Consider the following 534-nt stretch of genomic DNA (forward strand, 5'->3'; position numbering starts at 1 on the left):
AAACCATCCGAGACAATTCATTGCCTGTGTCATCATAACTAACTTGAAGCTCTTTAATGTTATTAGTATATGTTGTTAGAGATTTTATCTTACCGCCATCATAGTATAGTTCTTCTTTTTCAAGTAGACCATTATTGTAGGTTCTAGAAGACAAAATTTGCCCCATGGCCTCTTCCTTATAACTGTACGAAAACACAATTTCGGTGCCTTCCATAGGTTTTAGATAGTCATTATAAAGATTGTAAGTAACACTCCCTATTTCGGTTCCATCCTCAGTAAAATAAGTCTTTTTATATTCTGGTTCAGTTTGAAATTTTGTCCGAATCTGACCATTAGGATAATAATCCTCGTGACCTAACAACCTCTCAAACGGATAATAGTTAATTTGCTTCACTCGCATAGGGTCAAAATAATAAAACACTTCAACCCCTTTTCGAAATCCATTTTTTAGGGTATTAATTTCACCAATGGCATCCCCTTTTTTATCGTAGTATTTCGTTCTAAAATGACCTTTTTTAAGCGTTCTGAAACTTT

The 534-nt window shown here is 34.1% G+C and carries 1 pseudogene; it reads right to left on the reverse strand.

Annotated elements, in window-relative coordinates:
- Window positions 1–534 (reverse strand): annotated as a pseudogene (locus HM981_RS17400) (hypothetical protein); the annotation flags it as partial.

This window comes from Winogradskyella ludwigii (assembly GCF_013403985.1).
In the GTDB taxonomy this organism is placed as follows: Bacteria; Bacteroidota; Bacteroidia; order Flavobacteriales; family Flavobacteriaceae; genus Winogradskyella; species Winogradskyella ludwigii.